The organism is Citrobacter sp. (genome assembly GCF_050252275.1).
Taxonomy (GTDB): domain Bacteria; phylum Pseudomonadota; class Gammaproteobacteria; order Enterobacterales; family Enterobacteriaceae; genus Citrobacter_A; species Citrobacter_A amalonaticus.
The window spans coordinates 1-19,313 of sequence record NZ_JBFWLF010000048.1; the positions used below are offsets into that span (position 1 = coordinate 1).

Annotated in this window: 19 protein-coding genes and 1 pseudogene; 12 read left to right on the plus strand and 8 right to left on the minus strand. The window is 52.8% G+C overall.

From position 1 onward, the window contains the following. Positions 1–404 (minus strand): tRNA isopentenyl-2-thiomethyl-A-37 hydroxylase MiaE (gene miaE / locus AB7E14_RS06195; protein WP_428169404.1); only part of this gene is annotated, 404 nt, incomplete at its 3' end. Between the two features lie 61 nt (positions 405–465). Next, positions 466–891: a ribonuclease E inhibitor RraB gene (gene rraB / locus AB7E14_RS06200; RefSeq protein WP_042999249.1), complete on the minus strand. Its 426-nt coding sequence runs from the start codon at positions 889–891 to the stop codon at positions 466–468. Between the two features lie 98 nt (positions 892–989). On the opposite strand from rraB, the gene argL reads away from it, so the two are divergent. Both argL and argF (AB7E14_RS06210) read left to right on the plus strand, forming a co-directional pair. Continuing rightward, on the plus strand, positions 990–1,085 hold the full coding sequence (argL, locus tag AB7E14_RS06205; RefSeq protein ID WP_371192323.1) for a putative translational regulatory protein ArgL: 96 nt from the start codon (positions 990–992) through the stop codon (positions 1,083–1,085). Further along, a complete protein-coding gene (argF, locus tag AB7E14_RS06210) occupies positions 1,055–2,059 on the plus strand; it encodes an ornithine carbamoyltransferase (protein ID WP_044253254.1) in 1,005 nt (334 codons plus the stop codon). Before argL ends, argF (AB7E14_RS06210) begins: the two co-directional genes overlap by 31 nt. Before the next feature lie 95 nt (positions 2,060–2,154). Here argF (AB7E14_RS06210) and AB7E14_RS06215 read toward each other — a convergent pair whose 3' ends face one another. The 3 genes from AB7E14_RS06215 to AB7E14_RS06225 form a co-directional block, all read right to left on the minus strand. Further along, positions 2,155–4,602, minus strand: coding sequence for a molybdopterin guanine dinucleotide-containing S/N-oxide reductase (locus AB7E14_RS06215; RefSeq protein WP_046401402.1), 2,448 nt, complete (start codon positions 4,600–4,602; stop codon positions 2,155–2,157). Between the two features lie 27 nt (positions 4,603–4,629). Further along, entirely contained in the window at positions 4,630–5,730 is a 1,101-nt protein-coding gene (locus AB7E14_RS06220; protein WP_042999247.1) for a NapC/NirT family cytochrome c, read from the minus strand. A gap of 470 nt (positions 5,731–6,200) precedes the next feature. Next, a complete protein-coding gene (locus tag AB7E14_RS06225; RefSeq protein WP_042999246.1) occupies positions 6,201–6,653 on the minus strand; it encodes a YhcH/YjgK/YiaL family protein in 453 nt (150 codons plus the stop codon). Between the two features lie 677 nt (positions 6,654–7,330). Here AB7E14_RS06225 and arcA point away from each other — a divergent pair. From arcA to ridA, 10 genes and pseudogenes are all read left to right on the plus strand, one after another. Then, entirely contained in the window at positions 7,331–8,551 is a 1,221-nt protein-coding gene (gene arcA, locus AB7E14_RS06230) for an arginine deiminase (RefSeq protein ID WP_044328867.1), read from the plus strand. 10 nt (positions 8,552–8,561) lie between these two features. Beyond that, positions 8,562–9,494 carry a carbamate kinase gene (gene arcC / locus AB7E14_RS06235; protein WP_044328866.1) on the plus strand — a complete coding sequence of 311 codons (933 nt, stop codon included), beginning with the start codon at positions 8,562–8,564 and terminating at the stop codon, positions 9,492–9,494. 110 nt (positions 9,495–9,604) lie between these two features. Further along, positions 9,605–10,621 (plus strand): ornithine carbamoyltransferase, encoded by a 1,017-nt coding sequence (argF, locus tag AB7E14_RS06240; protein ID WP_044264666.1) that lies wholly within the window; start codon positions 9,605–9,607, stop codon positions 10,619–10,621. Between the two features lie 65 nt (positions 10,622–10,686). Next, on the plus strand, positions 10,687–11,766 hold the full coding sequence (locus tag AB7E14_RS06245) for an alanine/ornithine racemase family PLP-dependent enzyme (protein WP_316962107.1): 1,080 nt from the start codon (positions 10,687–10,689) through the stop codon (positions 11,764–11,766). Positions 11,767–11,800: 34 nt separating this feature from the next. After that, entirely contained in the window at positions 11,801–13,276 is a 1,476-nt protein-coding gene (gene arcD, locus AB7E14_RS06250; protein WP_042999241.1) for an arginine-ornithine antiporter, read from the plus strand. Between the two features lie 251 nt (positions 13,277–13,527). Continuing rightward, on the plus strand, positions 13,528–14,007 hold the full coding sequence (locus tag AB7E14_RS06255; RefSeq protein ID WP_043001817.1) for an arginine repressor: 480 nt from the start codon (positions 13,528–13,530) through the stop codon (positions 14,005–14,007). Positions 14,008–14,105: 98 nt separating this feature from the next. Continuing rightward, positions 14,106–14,241, plus strand: a pseudogene (pyrL, locus tag AB7E14_RS06260) (pyr operon leader peptide). Positions 14,242–14,243: 2 nt separating this feature from the next. Beyond that, positions 14,244–15,179 (plus strand): aspartate carbamoyltransferase, encoded by a 936-nt coding sequence (pyrB, locus tag AB7E14_RS06265; RefSeq protein WP_042999240.1) that lies wholly within the window; start codon positions 14,244–14,246, stop codon positions 15,177–15,179. A 14-nt stretch (positions 15,180–15,193) separates the two neighbouring features. Beyond that, positions 15,194–15,655, plus strand: a complete 462-nt coding sequence (pyrI, locus tag AB7E14_RS06270) for an aspartate carbamoyltransferase regulatory subunit (protein WP_042999239.1) — start codon at positions 15,194–15,196, stop codon at positions 15,653–15,655. 76 nt (positions 15,656–15,731) lie between these two features. Then, entirely contained in the window at positions 15,732–16,118 is a 387-nt protein-coding gene (gene ridA, locus AB7E14_RS06275; protein WP_042999238.1) for a 2-iminobutanoate/2-iminopropanoate deaminase, read from the plus strand. 52 nt (positions 16,119–16,170) lie between these two features. On the opposite strand, the gene AB7E14_RS06280 is transcribed toward ridA, so the two are convergent. The 3 genes from AB7E14_RS06280 to AB7E14_RS06290 form a co-directional block, all read right to left on the minus strand. After that, on the minus strand, positions 16,171–17,457 hold the full coding sequence (locus tag AB7E14_RS06280) for a TRAP transporter large permease (protein ID WP_042999236.1): 1,287 nt from the start codon (positions 17,455–17,457) through the stop codon (positions 16,171–16,173). A 30-nt stretch (positions 17,458–17,487) separates the two neighbouring features. Then, complete coding sequence (locus AB7E14_RS06285) at positions 17,488–17,997, minus strand: TRAP transporter small permease (protein ID WP_042999235.1); 510 nt, start codon at positions 17,995–17,997, stop codon at positions 17,488–17,490. Positions 17,998–18,058: 61 nt separating this feature from the next. Beyond that, positions 18,059–19,036: a TRAP transporter substrate-binding protein gene (locus tag AB7E14_RS06290; protein WP_042999234.1), complete on the minus strand. Its 978-nt coding sequence runs from the start codon at positions 19,034–19,036 to the stop codon at positions 18,059–18,061. Positions 19,037–19,313 lie beyond the last annotated feature (277 nt).

Sequence of the window (19,313 nt, forward strand, 5' to 3'; positions counted from 1 at the left end):
CGGGCCTGCATCGCTTCGCGCACCTGCCAGAAATGGTGCAATTCTTCCTTTATCAACAACACCATGCGGTCGATAAGCTGGCGGCCCCACGGATCGTCCGTTTCCGGCATTACGCTTTTACCAATCTGTTTATGGAGCGCAACAAAGTCCGGTTCCGGCCCTTCCCGGAAGGCAAAGGCTTCATACGGCTGTAGCCAGGCGAGCAGCGCATCCGCACCCGGTTTATCCGCTACATACTTACGCACCAATCGCATCGCCGTTTGCGCCGCCTTGAGTTCGCATATCAGATGATCGGTGAGCAGCAGAGGGAGGTTTTGCGGATCGCGCGCCTGGTCAATCCATGCCTGCGGGGTCGGACAGTGCAGAAAGTTAAGCACCGGAGAAAGTATTTGCGGGTAGTTCATGAGTAACCTGTTGGAAGAGTACGACAGCAGGCGCTGCCGTACTTTTTAACGCCTGGTAATCTTAGTGACGCACGCCGTCGTCATCTTCGTCGACGTAGTCTTCGTCGTCGCCCTCTTCACCGTCTTCACCGTTCGGATCTTCAAAGTAGGTGCCCCAGCCATCGTATTCGACGTCATATTTCTCGGCCAGGTTCATCAACTGTTCAACCTGCGCGTCGATAAGGTCAGCTTTCAGCGCACATTCACTGAGGATATCGCAGCAAATCACAGTGTCACCTTCTTCGACTTCCAGCTCTTCTGGCTCAGTGACTTCGTAGCCGAGTTTAAACGCTTCTACCGCCGCTTTTTCCAGGGTTTCGAAATCGTCTGCGGAAAGGTGGTGTTCGATGGTGTACAGCGCGTCCGGGTCGCTACCATCATCCAGTAATTCTTCAATAATCAGGCGCGTTTCTTCACGCTGCTCTTCCAGTAGTTCCGGGTTTGCCATGGCTCGTTCCTCATAATGTCCTGCCGATACTCTTATTGTCACATACCGCCGCCATTGCCTCCACCTTTCCAGAAAAGATTTGTGAAACGGGGTTGCAAATGCATAATCATCCATATAAATTGAATTTTAATTCAATAGATGGCATTCGCCATAGGAGGGAACTATGTCAGGTTTTTATCAGAAGCATTTTTTAAAGTTACTCGATTTCACCCCTGCTGAACTCACCGCACTCGTCCAACTTGCCGCAAAACTGAAAGCTGATAAGAAAAATGGCAAAGAAGAACAAAAGCTTACAGGCAAAAACATCGCGCTCATCTTCGAAAAAGACTCGACCCGTACACGATGCTCTTTCGAAGTTGCCGCTTACGACCAGGGGGCTCGCGTCACTTATCTCGGTTCCAGCGGCAGCCAGATTGGGCATAAAGAGTCAATTAAAGACACCGCTCGCGTGCTGGGCCGGATGTATGACGGCATTCAGTATCGCGGTTACGGTCAGGAAGTGGTCGAAACGCTGGCCGAATATGCCGGTGTACCGGTATGGAATGGGTTGACCAACGAGTTCCATCCTACGCAATTACTGGCTGACCTGCTGACGATGCAGGAACATCTACCAGGTAAAGCGTTTAACGAGATGACGCTGGTTTACGCGGGCGATGCGCGCAATAACATGGGTAACTCAATGCTGGAAGCCGCCGCGCTCACCGGGCTGGACCTGCGTCTGGTGGCCCCCAAAAGCTGCTGGCCGGAAGCGTCGCTGGTCGCAGAATGCAGCGCAATGGCGAAGAAAAATGGCGGTAACATTACGCTTACCGAAGATATCGCGGCTGGCGTGAAAGGGGCGGACTTTATCTACACCGATGTCTGGGTGTCGATGGGCGAACCGAAAGAGATGTGGGCGGAACGTATCGCCATGCTGCGCGACTATCAGGTCAACAGCCAGATGATGGCGCTTTCCGGGAATCCGCAGGTGAAGTTTCTGCACTGCCTGCCCGCATTTCATGACGATCAGACCACGCTCGGTAAAAAAATGGCGGAGGAATTTGGTCTGCACGGCGGAATGGAAGTCACCGATGAGGTGTTTGAATCCCCGGCCAGTATTGTGTTTGACCAGGCTGAAAACCGGATGCACACCATTAAAGCGGTGATGGTGGCGACGCTGGCGCAGTAATATTGTTCGCAAAGAAAAACCCCACATAACACTGTGGGGTTCATCACCAGTCTGAGGCGAAAATCACCATTTTCGCCCAGTATTACAACCGTGAATTATGCGCCCATTGGCGGCGTAAACGCGGTAAGTTCCAGCTCCGGTCCGGTGTATTTCTCCGCCATCACCAGCGCAGTGTTGCCCGCGCAGCCATTCGCCAGACGCGAGGTCGGGATGTCTTTGGTAAGCACGTTAGCTCCACCGTTTTTACAGATCCCGGTACCTGCGTAATCCAGATCCGGCCATGCGCCTTCATGGATACATACCACACCCTGCTTGATGCCATCAGTAACCTTCGCGCCGGTTAATACCTGGCCACGCGTGTTCCAGACACGCACCAAATCGCCGTCGGCAATGCCACGTTTTTTCGCATCTTCTGGATGGATGTATAACGGCTCGCGGTTGGCCACCGCATACTGTTTGCGTAGCGACGCATAGTTAAGCTGACTGTGTAAACGGTGCGCCGGGTGCGCGGTCAGCAACTGCAGTTCACCCTCTTTAGCGTTGCCAGCCCATTCGTCTGGTTCCAGCCAGGTCGGATGCGCCGGGCAATCCTTATAGTTGAAACCTTCAATGGTTTTCGAGTAAATCTCGATTTTACCGCTCGGCGTACCCAGCGGGTTCATCACCGGGTCCTTGCGGAAATCGGCATAGCGCACGAAAACTTCTTCTTTCGGGTTCTTACGCATTTCGATCAGCTTGTTCGCTTCCCAGAAGGCGGTGAACTGCGGCATATTGACGCGCTGCTGGCGCGCGCCTTTCTGTGCCACGTCGTAGAACTCGCGCAGCCAGTCCATTTCGCTCTTGCCTTCGGTATAAACGGCTTTACCGCCTGGTTTCAGCAGCTCAGCCATATCCGCGAACACGTCAAAATCATTGCGTGCTTCGAACTGTGGCGGGATGGCTTGTTTCATCGGCACCAGATGCTGGTTGCTGTAGTCACCGGTCATGGTCAGATCGTTACGTTCAAACGATGTGGTGATCGGCAGAACAATATCCGCGTGCTTGGCGGCAGCCGTCCAGTAGCACTCGGAGATCACCACCAGTTCCGGTTTTTGCCAGGCTTTTACCAGGCGGTTGGTATCCTGATGATGAGTGAAGTTGCCACCGCCGGCCCACCAGATCATGCGCAGATCGGGGAAGGTTTGTTCCTTACCGTTATGTTGATATTTGCCGCCGGGGTTTTCCAGGGCTTCAACGATACGCGCAACCGGGAACGCTTCAACCGCATCGGAGGTTGCCCAGTCGTTGCCAGCAGACGAGCCGCCTGCGATTGTCGCTGAAATGGCCGACAGCACTCCGCCACTGCGAGTTGGGTTGCCGCCGTTAGAGTAATGGTAAGAGAAACCAAAACCGCCGCCCTCGGTACCAATCTGGCCGAGCATCGCCGCCAGGGTAACCAGCATCCAGTGGCGCTGTTCACCATACTGCTGACGCTGAATGCCCCAGCCTGCCATCAGCATGGTTTTATTCTTGGCAAAGATTTCCGCCAGAATTTCCATTTGCTTCGCCGGAACGCCGCAAATTTTCTCGGCCCAGGCCGGATTTTTCGGCGTGTTGTCGTTTTTACCCGTCAGATACGCTTCGAATTCGCCATAGCCAGTGGTGTATTTATCGAGGAAGGCTTTATCATGCAGTCCTTTTTCTACCAGCGCGGACGCAATACCTAACATCAGCGCCACGTCGGTACCCATATTCGGCGCAATCCACTGTGCTTTATCACCGAAGAAATCGATAGTTTCTGAGCGTTGCGGATCGATGGCGATAACAGTTTTGCCGGACGCTTTCAGTTTATTGAAGTACTCGAGGCCTTGCTCATCCGTACTGGTCCAGGCAATTTTCAGGGTGTTCAGTGGGTTAAGACCCCACAGGACTACCACCTGACTATGTTCGAGGATCAGCGGCCATGCCGTTTGCTGTTCGTAAACTTCTACCGAGCCGACGACGTGCGGCATGATCACCTGCGCCGCGCCAGTGGAGTAGTCGCCGGTATGTCCGGTATAGCCGCCCGCCATGCTCATGTAACGCTGCAGCAGCGTCTGCGCTTTGTGCAGCACACCACTGGAGCGCCAGCCATAAGATCCCGCAAAAATGGAAGATGGGCCATGCTCGGCACGGATACGGGCGTGCTGCTCGTGGATGAGCTTCAGGGCGTCTTCCCATGACACTTTGACGAATTCGTCTTTACCACGATTGCCATCCGGTTTGCCCGGCGCATTGAGGAAACCTTTTCGCACCATCGGAGATTGAATACGGCACGGGGTATGCGCCTGATCGGGTGCGGTAGTTTGCAGATCGTTGGGAATCGTTTTCGCCAGCGCACCGCGCGACGACACAATTTTGCCGTCTTTAACGTCGATGTACATCGCCCCCCAACGTCCTGCGGTCAGGATGGCATTACCCGGCGCGTCTGCGGCCCACGCTGGCATCGGGATTGCCGAGGTAATCATCATCGCGCCAGCGGAACCGCCAGCATACTTAATAAAGTTACGTCGTGTAAGGTTCATAGGTTTTCCTTTAATCGTAATTGTTAGTTATTCCTTAGAGGTAAAATCTTTGGCGTGATACTGGAACCAGCGAGTCAGGATGTCTAAATCCTCGGCGCTAATATCCGTTCTCGCGCCCATCCCTTTTGCTACGGAAGGCCAGGCATTTAAGGTGTAATGTTCGGAGGAAATCGGCGCATGACATCCGGAACAATACGTTTTGTCGAGAGTTTTGGCGTAATCCCAGATCACGTCGGGTTTACTCAGTGCGGGTTCAGCCAGAGGTGCGCGTAGAGACACATTGCGCCATGCGTTTCCGTAGGGATCCTTTTCCCAGTCGCTGGAGATTTTGAGCGCTTTTTGACCTTCGTCGGTAAGTGTGGCAAGGACCAAACGCTGACCCGCCGCGAAGTAAATCACCTGTTCAGCGCCTTGCATTTGGCTACCGATAATCTCCACTTCCCGCGCATCGCCGGAATGCCCCACCACGTTCAGTTTGGTGGCCGGATAAACTGTGCCCAGGTTACCCAGTGCGGCAGGCGCGACGGGGTACACTTCTTTCGCATCAACCGGCGTCTGGCGTGCGTTTTCCATCAGCGCATCATGCGCTTTGGTGTCAATGGTGATTTCAGGCGGGAAGTGCGCGATACCTTTATGGCAATCAATACAGGTTTGTTTTTCTTTAATACCCAGCGCATGCATTTTCTGTGCATCGGCACTCTGCTTTTGAAGATCCATGGCGTCAAACTGATGGCACGAGCGGCAGGTCGCCGAATCGTTGGCTTTCATCTGCTCCCAGACGGTCTCCGCCATCTCAAGGCGATGCGCCTCATATTTTTCCGGTGTATCAATTTTGCCGGTGACAAACTCATGCCAGATATCCTTACTGGCCCGAACTTTGGTGATCAGGTAATCCATACCCGATTGCGGAATGTGGCAATCACGGCACTCCGCACGGATACCTTTTTGGTTCATAAAGTGCGCAGATCCCTGGTACTCTTCATAGGGTGCTTGCATTGTGTGGCAGGAGAGACAAAACGAGGTGTCTGACGTTTTATGCATCATCCACATAGATGACAGCACGAGTGCTCCCCCCAGCAGAATGCCCACGAATACAAGACCCGCTATCCACTTCCATTTTTTATTCATACCTTGCCCTGAAATTAATTCAAAAGTTAATATTTAATTTTGTGTAATGTATTTTGCTGGATGATTTTTCAACAAGAATTGATGTAACACAAAAGTGTTATTAACCAGAAAGAGTTAAACGTGCTTTTGATCGAGTTTTTGAAAGTTAACAGGAAAGGTTACAGCTAACGGTATGTTGTGACTGAAGTTATGGCGATATCGATATAAAATTAAATATATAACGACTAACTCAAATCAAGCCACCGTTATATATTTAAATACATAAGTAAATAATGTGATCGCGGTGCGCTATTAATGCCTGAAATAAACCGTTTTTACCGTTCGGTTAACATCTGAATGAAGATAAATGCAGTTTATTATTTTTACCGTATGCGAAGACGCAAGGATCGTTACGGACGAATGCAGGATAAATCATAAAAAGGACAGCCGCTCCGATTCACGGAGCGGCTGCGCAATGCCTGCCTTTCTGTTTAAGCCACCAGCAGTTTAACCACCGCTTTACGCACCGGCGCAGGCGTGCCGACGGCGCACAGCGGTTTGTGCACTTCTTGCGGATAAAAGACTACAAAGTCACCTTCATTCAGGATCAACGTTTTCTCCTGCTCCCCTTCCGCTAAAAAGGCGATATCTTTATCAGCCAGCCAGTCGGTATCCGGTTTACCGGCAGGCAGTACGCTGAAGGTCATTCCTTCCTGCCCTTTCAGCACGATCTGAATATCCAGATAGCGCGCGTGATACTCCGCACGACGCTTCTCGAACGGTTCGGTCATATCTTCAGAAATCAGGTAGAACAGACGGCTACCGTCAATCTCATGTTTCCCCTTCTCCGTCGCCTCGGTGACGTTTGCCTTAATGTACTCAATCGCCTGGCGGAGTTCTTCAGGAAGCCAGGATTGCAGATGGTGAATATTACCAACGATCATCTCATACCCCTCATTCAAAACATCGTTTCAATTTTAGTTGTTATACGGAAAAAAACCCGAGCGTGCCATCGCTATCATGCAAAGTTTTGCGTCAGCGCATGTTTATCGCTGAAGTTGTTGACTGTCTGTTAACGCTAAACAGCGATCTATGCATCTTTAATGCATAAAATGTAAACACACCCAATAGACAATGCTATCAAGTTATTGAAATATAATGGTTTACAAGAAAAACCATTAGTCGATCACAATTCATTTCCACTGCTTAATCAATGACAATCGCCATATTTATTGCTCAATTTACTTTATAGCGAAAATAATATAATTCACAATACGCATATCTATGCAGTAAATTATTATTAGTCTATAAAAATCATGATGTTACATTGGCATCATTCTTTGCTTTAGCCAACAAACAATTAACACAAAAGAATAATCTGACGTATAAATGCGTAGTAATTCAGGTAAAGACTTTTTATTTTTGTTATTTCTCAGACCTCCGTCATATATTAATTAAGAAAAAACAAATAACCGAATGGATGTGAAACTCATCACATTCCTGACTTCTAAATAATTCAATGATGCCTCTCGAAAAATATCGGAACAGTTATGACTGCGAGCATTTTCATTATTCGCAGCCACCCCCTTTTTATTCCTGAAATAGAGTGAAAGGTATCGTAATGGAAAAACATTATGTCGGTTCTGAAATCGGCCAACTACGCAGTGTGATGTTGCATCGCCCTAATCTCAGCCTGAAACGCCTCACGCCGTCTAACTGCCAGGAGCTGCTGTTTGATGACGTACTGTCCGTCGAACGTGCAGGTGAAGAGCATGATATTTTCGCCAACACGTTACGCGAGCAGGGTATCGAAGTTCTGTTACTGACTGATTTACTGACACAAACTCTGGATATCGCGGATGCCAAAAGCTGGCTACTGGAAACGCAAATCTCGGATTACCGACTTGGCCCGACTTTCGCCACCGACATCCGCGCCTGGCTGGCCGATATGCCGCACCGGGAACTGGCCCGTCATTTAAGCGGCGGACTCACCTACGGTGAAATTCCCGCCTCAATTAAAAATATGGTGGTGGATACCCACGATATTAATGACTTTATTATGAAGCCATTGCCAAACCATTTATTTACCCGCGATACCTCCTGCTGGATATATAACGGCGTATCCATTAACCCAATGGCCAAACCGGCTCGCCAGCGTGAAACGAATAATCTGCGGGCCATCTATCGCTGGCATCCGCAATTTGCTGACGGCGATTTTATTAAATATTTCGGCGACGAGAATATCAATTACGACCATGCCACCTTAGAAGGCGGCGATGTGCTGGTCATCGGGCGCGGTGCAGTGCTAATCGGCATGTCTGAACGCACGACGCCGCAGGGAATTGAGTTCCTTGCCCAGTCGCTTTTTAACCATCGTCAGGCCGAACGGGTGATTGCCGTTGAGCTTCCCAAACACCGCTCCTGTATGCACCTCGACACCGTCATGACCCACATCGATATCGACACCTTCTCCGTCTACCCGGAAGTGGTGCGCCAGGACGTGCAGTGCTGGACCTTAACGCCAGACGGGCGCGGCGGCCTGAAACGTACCGAAGAACGCACGTTGATTAACGCCATTGAGAAAGCGCTCGGCATCGATCAGGTGCGTCTGATTACCACCGGCGGCGACGCCTTTGAAGCCGAGCGTGAACAGTGGAACGACGCCAACAACGTTCTCACGCTGCGCCCCGGCGTCGTCGTGGGCTACGAGCGCAACATCTGGACCAACGAGAAATATGACAAAGCCGGCATCACCGTGCTGCCAATCCCTGGCGATGAACTGGGGCGCGGACGCGGCGGCGCACGCTGCATGAGTTGCCCACTGGAACGCGATGGCATTTAAGGAACCCACCATGCAAAACAAACCGACTCTGGTTGTTGCCCTCGGCGGCAATGCGTTGCTCAAGCGCGGCGAACCGCTGGAAGCCGACATCCAGCGCAAGAACATCGGCCTGGCGGCGAAAACCATCGCCCAACTCACACAGCAATGGCGGGTGGTGCTGGTTCACGGCAACGGGCCGCAGGTGGGCCTGCTGGCATTGCAAAACAGCGCCTACGACGGCGTCACCCCCTACCCGCTGGACATTCTCGGGGCAGAAAGCCAGGGAATGATCGGCTACATGCTGCAACAGGCGCTGAAGAACCAACTGCCGCAGCGCGAAATCAGTGTCCTGCTCACGCAGGTGGAAGTGGCCCCTGACGATCCGGCCTTTCATAACCCGACCAAGTATATCGGTCCGGTTTATGACCCTGCCCAGGCCGACGCGTTGCAGGCTGAAAAAGGTTGGGTCTTCAAAGCGGATGGCAAAGCGTTCCGCCGTGTGGTGCCTTCACCACAGCCAAAACGCATCGTAGAGAGCGACGCCATCCAGGCACTGATCGCCCGCGATCATCTGGTCATCTGTAACGGCGGTGGCGGTGTGCCGGTCGTCGAGAAAGCAGACGGTTACCACGGCCTGGAAGCGGTGATCGACAAAGACCTTTCCGCCGCGCTGCTCGCCAGCCAGATCCACGCTGACGCGCTGCTGATCCTGACCGATGCCGACGCGGTGTACCTCGACTGGGGCAAACCGACCCAGCGTCCGCTGGCACAGGTGACGCCGGAACGCTTAAGCGAAATGCAATTTGACGCCGGTTCGATGGGGCCAAAAGTCAGCGCCTGCGCCGACTTTGTCAGCCGCTGCCACGGCATTGCGGGCATCGGTTCGCTGGCCGATGGCCCGGCCATTCTCGCCGGCGATAAAGGCACCCTGATTCGGCGCGAAACCGCCGATGTTGACGCTTAAGGCTTTTTTGCCGGATGGCGGCCTCGCCTTATCCGGCCTACACCGATTCACGTCCGTAGGCCTGATAAGCGCAGCGTCATCAGGTAGTTCATTTTAACAAGGATACATTGATGGCTATTTCACTGAAAAATAGAAACTTTTTGAAACTTCTCGACTTTACGCCAGCGGAGATCCAGTTCCTTATCGATCTGGCGATTGAACTGAAAGCGGCGAAAAAAGCCGGGCGCGAACAGCAAACGCTGATCGGGAAAAACATTGCGCTGATATTCGAAAAAACCTCCACCCGCACCCGCTGTGCCTTTGAAGTTGGGGCATTCGACCAGGGCGCGCAGGTCACTTACCTCGGCCCAAGCGGCTCGCAGATCGGTCATAAAGAGTCGATGAAAGATACCGCTCGTGTACTGGGCCGGATGTACGACGGCATCGAATACCGCGGGTTCGGTCAGCAGATCGTTGAGGAACTGGGGCAATACGCCGGGGTACCGGTGTGGAACGGTCTGACCGACGAATTCCATCCCACGCAGATCCTCGCGGATCTGATGACCATGCTGGAGCACGCGCCGGGGAAAACGCTGCCCGAACTGAGCTTCGCCTACCTTGGCGATGCGCGCAACAACATGGGCAATTCCCTGATGGTCGGCGCCGCGAAGATGGGCATGGATATTCGCCTCGTCGCGCCAAAATCCTTCTGGCCAGATGAAGCGCTGGTTGCGCAATGCCGCAGCATCGCCAGCACCACCGGGGCACGCATCACGCTGACGGACGATGTGGAAGAAGGCGTCTACGACGTTGATTTTCTGTACACCGACGTCTGGGTCTCCATGGGTGAACCGAAAGAGGCCTGGGCTGAGCGCGTCAGCCTGATGACGCCGTACCAGATCAACCAGAAGGTCATCGACGCCACCGGCAACCCCAACGTGAAGTTCATGCACTGCCTGCCCGCCTTCCATAACGAACACACCAAAGTGGGTCGTGAAATTGAAGCCGCCTACGGCCTGAAAGGGTTGGAAGTAACGGAAGACGTTTTCGAATCCGCACACTCCATCGTGTTCGACGAAGCGGAAAACCGCATGCACACCATCAAAGCGGTGATGGTGGCGACGCTCGGCGACTCACTCACACGATAGCGACTGAACCGAATGCACCGGGTGCGGGTGCCTTCCTGACCCGCGCCCACGTTAGGAGACCCATTATGCGAAATCAGGACTTTCCCTGCCTCTTCGTTAATCTTTCGGTCATTCGTGACAACACCCGGACACTGATTGCGCTATGCCGCCAGCACGGGGTAGAGCCTGTCGGCGTCAATAAGCTGAGCTGCGAAGCGGCAAATGTCGCCAGAGCCATGATTGATGCAGGAATCAGCACGATTGCAGATTCCCGCATCCAGAATCTCAAAAAAATCGCCGATCTGCCCGTCGACAAACTGCTGCTGCGTCTGCCGCAGATAAGCCTTGCGCACGACATCGTGGCCTATGCGGATATCTCGCTGAACTCCGAAGAACATACGTTGCAGGCGCTCTCTGCGGCAGCCATAGCGCAGAACAAAACGCACCGGGTCATTCTGATGCATGACCTGGGCGATCTGCGTGAAGGCTGCGTGGATCCGCTGGAGACACGACGCCTTGCGCGTCTGGTACACAAAGAACTGCCGGGGCTGACGCTGGAAGGACTGGGCGCCAATCTTGCCTGCTACGGCGGAGTGGAACCCACCACCGAAAACCAACAGGCGCTGGTCGATCTCGCCCATCAGATCGAAGACGAGTTGGGTATTGTACTGCGCACGATTTCCGGCGCCAGCTCCGCCGCCCTGTTCCTGCTGATCAACGGTGGGCTGCCGACGGGCGTCAACCAGTTGCGGCTTGGCGCGTCGCTGATCATGGGGTTCGGCCTGAATGACGAGCCGATCCCCGACACCCGCCAGGACGCTATCAAGCTCGGCGTGGAGATCATCGAGCTGAAAGACAAGCCCTCCGTTCCGCAACACTCCACGGCGCTGGATGCCATGGGGAGAAAGCCGGTATTCGAAGATCTTGGCGTACATCACCGGGCGCTGGCCGCGCTCGGCGAACAGGACGTCTCCTTCTCCCAGCTCCGGCCATTTGATCCCGGTGTCAAAGTGCTCGGCGCCAGTTCCGATCACCTGATCCTCGACGTCACCCACGCCGCATCGGGATATCAGGTGGGCGACATCGTCTATTTCTCCCTGGGATACAGCGGCGTCTTGCAGTGCATGACCTCCGAATACGTCGGCAAACAATACAGCTACTTCTAAAAAATCACTTTCTGTCAGATTGAGGACTCTCTTCATGACTACTCTTGATACCAGCAAACCGGCTGCGGACGCTTCGACCTCCCAGTCCGAAGGTAAGCTCAAACTTCCGGCGCTAACGGCGCTTGTGGTCAGCGCGCTGATCGCCGCCGGGGTATTCTCTCTGCCGCAGAACATGGCGGCCAAAGCAGGCGCTGGCGCGATCCTGATCGGCTGGGGAATTACCTTTATCGGCATGTTAACCCTCGCCTTTGTCTTCCAGACCCTGGCGCACCGTAAAAGCGAAGTGGAAGGCGGCGTGTATGGTTATGCCCGCGCGGGTTTTGGCGAGTACATCGGTTTTAACTCCGCCTGGGGTTACTGGATCTCGGCGTGGATCGGCAACGTTTCATACTATGTGGTGATCTGTTCCGCACTCGGCTCCTTCAGCGCGCTCGGTTTCTTTGGCGATGGCACCACCCTTTCTGCGCTGATTGTGGGATCAATTCTGCTCTGGAGTCTGCATTTCCTGATCTGTCGCGGCGTACAGGGTGCCGCCCTGCTCAATCTGATCGGCACGGTCGCGAAAGTGGTTCCTCTGATCATGTTTGTTGTGCTGGTCAGCGTCGCCTTTCAGGTTCGCACCTTTAAGATTGAATTCTGGGGCAATGAACAGCTTGGCTCTGTTATGGACCAGGTGAAAAACATCATGCTGGTCACCACCTGGGTTTTCATCGGGATTGAAGGCGCAGCCATGTACTCGGGCCGGGCGATGAAAAAATCAGACGTGGGTAAAGCCACCATGATTGGATTTTTCATCTCAATCCTGCTGTTTGTCGCCGTCTCGGTGCTGTCGCTCGGCGTTCTGTCTCAGCCAGAACTCGCACAGTTGAAGAACCCTTCTACTGCAGGCGTACTGGCAGCGGCGGTCGGGCCGTGGGGCGCAGCCCTGATGAATATCGGTCTTATCGTTTCCGTCGGCGCCGCGCTGCTGGCCTGGACGTTATTGTCTGCGGAAACGGCGTATATGGCGGGTAAAGACGGCACCATGCCCAAATTCCTGGGCAAAGAAAACGCCAACAAAGCACCGGTCAATGCGCTGCTGCTGACCAATGGTCTGACCCAACTGTTCCTGATCATCGCCCATTTCCAACAGGCGGGGTATCTTGCGCTGCTGCTGCTGGCCACCTCAATGATCCTGATCCCCTATTTTCTCAGCGGTTTGTATGCCCTGAAAGTGGCGTGGCAGAAGGACGGTTATAACCGTGATGAACAGCATTCCATCACCCGCGACATCATCATCGGCGCGCTGGCAACACTCTATGGTGCCTGGCTGGTCTATGCCGCCGGGATGGAATATCTGCTGCTGTCGATGATCCTCTACGCCCTCGGTATCGTTTTTTATGTCTGGGCGCGGAAAGAGAAAAATGGAAGACTTTTCAATCCAATAGAGATCGTTCTGGCTATTATGGTGGTGGTCGCAGGGATCTACGCGGTCTATCTGTTGGCGACCGGCGTGCTCACGCTCAGTTGATGCACGTCAACACAGGGAAGACGAAGCGGCAAAACTCCGCCTTCCCTTAGACGACTAAGTGGAATATTTTTTCATGCAGATGCCATCCGTCAGGATGCTGAAGCGCGCTCCAGTCAAATTTCAATAAGCCGATCAAATACATCCCGGTTGAAATGGAGAACATTTGCTTAGTGCGTCATCAAATAAAAATAGAAACATTGGGCAGATCTACTGGTTGTTATCTTCGGCTGATTACACTGGACTAACTGATGATGAAACTTTACCAACCCGCTTCAGAAAAAGAAGAACTACAACTCTCTGTTTGTCAGCGCCTGATTGGCGAAAAAAGCTATCTCTCACAGGAGGAGATCCGCCGCGATCTGCAAAACTACGGCTTTGAAACCATCAGCCAGTCAACGGTTTCCCGCCTGCTGAAAATTCTTGGCGTCATAAAAATTAGAAATACGAAAGGACAAAAAATTTATTCCGTCAATCCGCAATTGCGTCCAGCCCCCGACGCCGCCCGTTCCATTTCTGAAATGGTGGTGAGCGTGGAGCATAACAGCGAATTTATCCTTATCCATACGGCGGCAGGCTATGGCCGCGCCGTCGCCCGGATCCTCGATTATCATGCCCTGCCGGAAATCCTGGGTGTGGTAGCGGGTAGCAGTATTGTCTGGGTTGCGCCACGGGTTGTGCAGCGCACTGGCCTTGTCCACAAACAGATTAACTACTTACTAAAAATGAATTAATATTCATTAAAACCGTTTGCGTTGAATAAAAACGGCATTTTTTGCTTGATCCGCAAACGGAGCTGAGTATAATCGCGGACAATTTGCCGGGAGGAAGTATGGTCCAGTGTGTACGACATTCTGTCTTACCGCGTCTGAAAGCAGACGCTGGCCTGCCGTTTTTCTTTCCGTTGATCACCTATTCCCAGCCCCTCAAATGAGGGGCTTTTTTTTTGCCCTGGCGTCAGGAGATAAACATGGCTAACCCGCTATATCAAAAACACATCATTTCCATAAACGACCTCAGTCGCGACGACCTCAATCTGGTGCTGGCGACAGCGGCGAAATTAAAAGCGAACCCTCAACCAGAACTGCTCAAACACAAGGTCATCGCCAGTTGCTTCTTTGAAGCCTCGACCCGTACCCGCCTGTCGTTTGAAACCTCCATGCACCGCCTGGGCGCCAGCGTGGTCGGCTTTTCCGACAGCGCCAACACGTCGCTGGGTAAGAAAGGTGAGACGCTGGCAGATACCATCTCGGTGATCAGCACCTATGTTGACGCGATCGTGATGCGTCACCCACAGGAAGGCGCGGCGCGTCTGGCGACCGAATTCTCCGGTAAGGTGCCGGTACTGAACGCGGGTGACGGTTCAAATCAACATCCGACCCAGACGCTGCTGGATCTGTTCACCATTCAGGAAACGCAGGGGCGTCTGAACAACCTGCATGTGGCGATGGTCGGCGACCTGAAATATGGCCGTACCGTGCACTCCCTGACGCAGGCGCTGGCGAAGTTTGACGGCAACCGCTTCTACTTCATCGCCCCGGATGCGCTGGCAATGCCGCAGTACATTCTTGATATGCTGGACGAAAAAGGCATTGCCTGGAGCCTGCACGCCTCTATCGAAGAGGTGATGGCGGAGGTGGATATTCTGTACATGACCCGCGTACAGAAAGAGCGTCTGGACCCTTCAGAATACGCCAACGTGAAGGCCCAGTTTGTCCTGCGCGCCAGCGACCTGGTGGGAGCGCGGGAAAACATGAAGGTACTGCATCCGCTGCCGCGTATAGATGAAATCGCCACGGACGTGGATAAAACGCCTCACGCCTGGTATTTCCAGCAGGCAGGCAACGGGATTTTCGCGCGCCAGGCGTTACTGGCACTGGTTCTGACTAGCGATTTGGCACTGTAAGGGGAGATAACGAGATGACACACGATAATAAACTGCAGGTTGAAGCGATCAAATGCGGCACCGTAATCGACCATATTCCCGCGCAAATCGGCTTTAAATTGCTGACTCTGTTCAAGCTAACCGAAACCGACCAGCGCATCACTATCGGCCTTAATCTGCCTTCCGGTGAAATGGGACGTAAAGACTTGATTAAGATCGAGAACACCTTCCTGACCGCCGAGCAGGTTAATCAACTGTCACTGTATGCGCCACAGGCCACTGTCAACCGTATCGACAACTACGACGTGGTGGGTAAATCGCGTCCAAGCCTGCCGGATCACATCGACAGCGTGCTGGTCTGCCCGAACAGTAACTGCATCAGCCACGCTGAACCGGTTTCTTCCAGTTTTTCAGTGAAAAAACGCGCGGATGACATCGCGCTTAAATGCAAATACTGCGAAAAAGAGTTTTCTCATTATGTGGTGCTGGCCAACTAATTGCAGTTGGTTAAAAATTCGTGGCTCCCTATAATGCCAGAGAAATTTCATTAACCGCTGTACTTCAGGAGAAATCATGAGCAAAACTATCGCGACGGAAAATGCACCCGCAGCAATCGGTCCATATGTTCAGGGCGTAGATCTGGGCAGCATGATCATCACTTCCGGTCAGATCCCGGTTGACCCGAAAACCGGCAGCGTGTCGGACGACGTCTCCGCGCAGGCGCGTCAGTCGCTGGAAAACGTGAAAGCTATCGTTGAAGCCGCTGGCCTGAAAGTAGGCGACATCGTGAAAACAACCGTATTTGTCAAAGATCTGAACGATTTCGCGACCGTCAACGCCACTTACGAAGCGTTCTTCACCGAGCACAACGCCACCTTCCCGGCACGTTCCTGCGTGGAAGTCGCGCGTCTGCCAAAAGACGTGAAGATCGAGATCGAAGCGATCGCCGTTCGTCGTTAAGCGATAAAAAAATCCGGGCATACCCGCCCGGATTTTCGTTACTGCACCACTATCACATCACGCCAAAGAATTTCGGCAGGAACAGCGAAATCGCCGGAATATAGGTCACCAGCAAGAGCACCAGGAACAGTACCGCGTAGAACGGTAGCATCGCCTTCACCACCTGCTCGATCTTCTGTTTACTCACCGCACTGGCAACAAACAGCACCGACCCTACCGGCGGTGTGATCAGGCCAATCCCCAGGTTCACCAGCATAATCATCCCGAAATGTACCGGATCAATGCCGAGGGCGTTGGTGACCGGCAGCAGCACAGGGGTCAGGATCAGGATTAGCGGCGCCATGTCCATCAACGTACCAATCAGCAGTAGCATGATGTTAATGCACATCAGAATGACATACTTGTTATCCGAGATACTGGTAAACGCTTCGGTAATGCGCATCGGCAGTTGCATATAGGTCATGATGGCGCCAAACGCCGCAGCGAAACCGATCAGGATCATCACGATGGTCACCGTCTTCACAGTGCGATACATCAGTTTCGGCAGTTCGGACCACTTATAGTCGCGATAGATAAACATGGTGACAAAGAATGCCCACAGGCAGGCGATTGCCGCCGATTCCGTCGCGGTAAAAATACCGGAAAGGATCCCGCCCATAATGATGACGACCGTCATCAGCCCCCACAGCGTATCGAGAAAGATCTTCAATGCCTGTCGGAACGGCACGCGCTCCCCTTTCGGGTAGCCGCGCTTATGCGCAAAGCCCACGCACATTACCATCAGGGTAAAACTCAGCAATAGCCCGGGCAGGATCCCGGCAATAAACAGCGCGGCAATCGACACCGTACCGCCCGTCGCCAGCGAGTAGATCACCGAGTTATGGCTGGGCGGCGTCAGGATTGCCTGCACGGAGCCGCTGGCGGTAACCGCCGCGGCAAAGTCTCGCGGATAACCTTTCTTATCCATTTCAGGGATCATCACTGAACCGATCGATGCGGTATCCGCCACCGACGATCCTGAGATCGCGCCAAAAAAGGTTGATGCGACAATGTTCACCAGCGACAGACCACCGCGAATGAAGCCAACAAAGATATAGGCAAAGTTGACTAACCGGCGCGCAATGCCCCCTTCCGCCATAATGGCCCCGGCCAGAATAAAGAACGGGATCGCCAACAATGAGAATTTGTTCACGCCGTTGGTCAACTGGATCATCACCGCTTCCAGCGGGATATCGATATACCACGCCCCGACGATCGCGCTGATCCCCACCGCGTACGCCACCGGCACCCCAATCGCCAGCATGATGCCGAGCGTAAAAACGAGAATAAATGCATCCATTTGCTTTCCCCTATGAAGTCGGTTCGGTCATCAACTGGTTGAACCCAGCATGACCACAGGACGTTGATACTGAGCGCCACGGCAGATCTTCTCGATGATGAAAAGCAGCATAATCGCCGAACCGATAGGGAGCGGAAGATAGTTTTCCCCGGCAGTCAAAATTGGGAATTCTGCCACGGGTTGTTGCCACAACTCATAACAGAGCGTCGAACCGTACCAAAGAATAAAAATACTGATCGCCAGCAACATCAAATCGGCACCGATAAAACAGATCCGGCGCCCCATTTCACCAAGACGATCGGTTACCATGCTGACCGCAATATGCGAACCCGCACGATAGCTGACCGCCGCGCCAATAAAAGTGAACGTCACCATGCACAATATGGCGATCGGCTCTGGCCAGGACAGCGCGCTGTTCATCACGTAGCGCGCGAATATCCCCACGGGAATAACCGCCACCATCACCAATAAAGCCAGCCCGGCAATCCACATTGAAATTCGATACAGCACATCCATTACCGATGAATAACCTTCACCCATAATCATCACCTCGAACGAATAACCGATTCAGGCAGATGACCTCCGTCATCCGCCTGATGAATTACTTCACATCCTGAATTCGCTTGATCAAATCCTGGTGGTCTTTACCGTATTGATCCCGGACGGGCTGTGTGGCTTTATAAAAATAATCCGTATCGATGTCATGGAAATTCACCCCATTTGCTTTCATGGTTTCCAGTGATTTCGCATTATAGGCTTCCCAGAGTTGACGTTGTTCTATTTGCGCTTCTTTTGCCAGTTTAATAATTAATTCCTGATCTTCTTTTTTCAGCTTGTCCCACTTGGCTTTTGAAAACAGGAACAGTTCAGGAATAATGAAATGCTTACTCCAGGTGTAATTTTTGGCGACCGGCAGATAGTTATGCGCGACAAAGGTCGGCGGGTTATTTTCTGTGCCATCAATAACCCCGGTCTGCATCCCGCTGAACACCTCACTGGTTCCCATGGCGATCGCATTCGCGCCCATCGCTTTTAAGGTATCGAGCGAGACCGGGCTGGTCTGAACACGGATTTTCATCCCTTTCAGGTCTTCCGGTTTCACCACCGGAGCCTTGGTAATCAGGTTACGCGTTCCGGCATCCATCCAGCCGAGAAACACCAGTCGGGACTGGCTGTTGGCGGTCAGCCGGTCACCAATTTCCTGACCAATTGCCCCATCCAGAACCTTATGCAGGTGATCTTCATCGCGGAAGATATAGGGCAGCGTAAAGACGTTAATCTCTGGCAATATTGCGGCAACCGGAGACATCGACACGCGAATAATATCAATCGCGCCCAGTTGTGCCTGTTCAATCATCTGCTTTTCATCCCCCAGTACGCCGCCCGGGAAGGTTTTAATATCCAGACGTCCGTCGGTCGCAGCGCTGAGTTTTTCGCCCATATGCTTCACAGCAACTACGTTCGGATAATCCGCCGGATGGACATCTGCCGCACGCAGCGTTTGTGCAGACGCCGCCTGCGCTGCCAGTACTAAAGCAGTCCCCACGCACAGGTTTAACAAGGTTTTGGTCAGTTTCATTTTTCCATCTCCAGAGGTTTATAATTTTCATTAATACAAACGACTTGCAGGATAGAGGGCCGCCTTAATTAAAAGGGACAGTAAGGAATGACATTGCCCAGGCAGACTCGTCGGTGTAACAAAGTATTACGATGATTATGTTCATAAAATGACGATGGATGGAATTTTTTTTAGCACGCTGTTTCATTTTTGCAATGAAGGTCTTTTTCCTGGAAAAAAGATGTCCTGAAGTGGGCTTAAATTGTGATCGACCACACCTCTTTGGTTTTTCAAAAAA

Bases quoted from the DNA above. Each gene is read 5' to 3' on its own strand.
- rraB (WP_042999249.1), bottom strand. From the start codon at position 891: ATGGCAAACCCGGAACTACTGGAAGAGCAGCGTGAAGAAACGCGCCTG.
- argL (WP_371192323.1), top strand. From the start codon at position 990: ATGCATAATCATCCATATAAATTGAATTTTAATTCAATAGATGGCATT.
- argF (WP_044253254.1), top strand. From the start codon at position 1,055: ATGTCAGGTTTTTATCAGAAGCATTTTTTAAAGTTACTCGATTTCACC.
- AB7E14_RS06215 (WP_046401402.1), bottom strand. From the start codon at position 4,602: ATGAACCTTACACGACGTAACTTTATTAAGTATGCTGGCGGTTCCGCT.
- AB7E14_RS06220 (WP_042999247.1), bottom strand. From the start codon at position 5,730: ATGAATAAAAAATGGAAGTGGATAGCGGGTCTTGTATTCGTGGGCATT.
- AB7E14_RS06225 (WP_042999246.1), bottom strand. From the start codon at position 6,653: ATGATCGTTGGTAATATTCACCATCTGCAATCCTGGCTTCCTGAAGAA.
- arcA (WP_044328867.1), top strand. From the start codon at position 7,331: ATGGAAAAACATTATGTCGGTTCTGAAATCGGCCAACTACGCAGTGTG.
- arcC (WP_044328866.1), top strand. From the start codon at position 8,562: ATGCAAAACAAACCGACTCTGGTTGTTGCCCTCGGCGGCAATGCGTTG.
- argF (WP_044264666.1), top strand. From the start codon at position 9,605: ATGGCTATTTCACTGAAAAATAGAAACTTTTTGAAACTTCTCGACTTT.
- AB7E14_RS06245 (WP_316962107.1), top strand. From the start codon at position 10,687: ATGCGAAATCAGGACTTTCCCTGCCTCTTCGTTAATCTTTCGGTCATT.
- arcD (WP_042999241.1), top strand. From the start codon at position 11,801: ATGACTACTCTTGATACCAGCAAACCGGCTGCGGACGCTTCGACCTCC.
- AB7E14_RS06255 (WP_043001817.1), top strand. From the start codon at position 13,528: ATGAAACTTTACCAACCCGCTTCAGAAAAAGAAGAACTACAACTCTCT.
- pyrB (WP_042999240.1), top strand. From the start codon at position 14,244: ATGGCTAACCCGCTATATCAAAAACACATCATTTCCATAAACGACCTC.
- pyrI (WP_042999239.1), top strand. From the start codon at position 15,194: ATGACACACGATAATAAACTGCAGGTTGAAGCGATCAAATGCGGCACC.
- ridA (WP_042999238.1), top strand. From the start codon at position 15,732: ATGAGCAAAACTATCGCGACGGAAAATGCACCCGCAGCAATCGGTCCA.
- AB7E14_RS06280 (WP_042999236.1), bottom strand. From the start codon at position 17,457: ATGGATGCATTTATTCTCGTTTTTACGCTCGGCATCATGCTGGCGATT.
- AB7E14_RS06285 (WP_042999235.1), bottom strand. From the start codon at position 17,997: ATGGGTGAAGGTTATTCATCGGTAATGGATGTGCTGTATCGAATTTCA.
- AB7E14_RS06290 (WP_042999234.1), bottom strand. From the start codon at position 19,036: ATGAAACTGACCAAAACCTTGTTAAACCTGTGCGTGGGGACTGCTTTA.